At 37.0% G+C, this 1,426-nt stretch carries 1 protein-coding gene; it reads left to right on the plus strand.

Translation table 11 applies throughout. The features are described 5' to 3' along the window. Positions 1–253 precede the first annotated feature (253 nt). Positions 254–1,426, plus strand: a 1,173-nt coding sequence (locus RB298_RS33335) for an alpha-glucosidase (RefSeq protein WP_486050607.1), incomplete at its 3' end; no start/stop codon positions are given.

Below are 1,426 nucleotides of genomic sequence, written 5' to 3' on the forward strand. Positions count from 1 at the left end.
TGTATAGTTTATAAAAATTAGTTCTTCCACTAGAACCTAACCTTTCTGGGCTGAAAGATTAGATAAAATCGTTTATTTCTCCCTCAAAGATTACGTTTTCTCTGTTAAAACATAGGGTAAATACTTGTGCAGATGAGAATGGTTTCTAACACTACCCTAATATCTATACTTGCTTGCTAGGGAGTTCAATGGTTACGGAGAACCTACAACAAATGCTTTAGGATTAATAATGATAAAAAGGAGTTCTTGCCCAGTGGAAAAGAAGTGGTGGAAAGAAAGTGTAGTTTATCAAATATACCCTATTAGCTTTAAAGATTCGAATGGTGATGGCATTGGGGATTTACAAGGTATTATTTCGAAGCTTGACTACCTAAAAGAGCTAGGCATTGAAGTAATTTGGCTATGCCCTATTTATCAATCACCAAATCATGATAATGGCTATGATATCAGTGATTATCGAGCTATTATGAAACAGTTTGGAACGATGGAGGACTTTGATGAACTATTAACTCAAGCACATAAACGCAATTTGAAGATTATTATGGACTTAGTTGTTAACCATACGTCGGACGAACACCCTTGGTTTATTGAATCCCGTTCTTCTATAGATAATCCAAAAAGGGACTACTACATTTGGAGAAAAGGTAAAAATGGAGGTCCACCGAATAACTGGGAATCTTATTTTGGTGGATCTGTCTGGGAATATGATGAACTGACGGACGAGTACTATCTTCATCTCTACACTAAGCAACAGCCGGATTTGGATTGGGATAATAAAAATGTTATACGAGAAGTTGAAGAAATGGTGTCTTGGTGGCTAGATAAAGGGGTAGATGGATTTAGATTAGATGCTATTGCTCATATTGTTAAAGCTGAAAATCTTCCCGATGCGCCGAATCCAACTGGCCTTCCGTATGTAAGAGCCTATAAGCTATTTTCTAATTTGGAAAAAGTGCATACTCTACTTAGAAATTTATATGAGGAAGTACTGTATAAATACGATATTATGACAGTGGGGGAAACGTCGGGATTAGGACCCGAACAAGCATTGAACTATATTGGAGATAAGCGTCACGAACTAAATATGGTCTTTCATTTTGAACATATGCTGTTAGATTCAAAGGCTGGAGGGACCGGTAAATGGGAATTTAAGCCGTGGAACCTTCTAGATTTAAAGAATGTAATGAGTAAATGGCAAACGATTATTCATAATAAGGGCTGGAATGCAAATTATCTCTGTAACCATGATCAGCCTCGTTCGGTTTCACGTTTCGGAAATGATGGAAAATACCGAAAAGAATCAGCCAAAATGTTAGCAACGTTCTTGCTAACATTAGAAGGAACTCCTTACATATTTCAAGGAGAGGAGATTGGGATGACAAATCCTAACTTCCAGTCCATTGATGATTATCGAGATATTGAGACC

Origin of the sequence: Priestia sp. BR_2 (assembly GCF_041954005.1) — a bacterium.
Taxonomy (GTDB): Bacteria; Bacillota; Bacilli; order Paenibacillales; family Paenibacillaceae; genus Paenibacillus_AQ; species Paenibacillus_AQ lautus_A.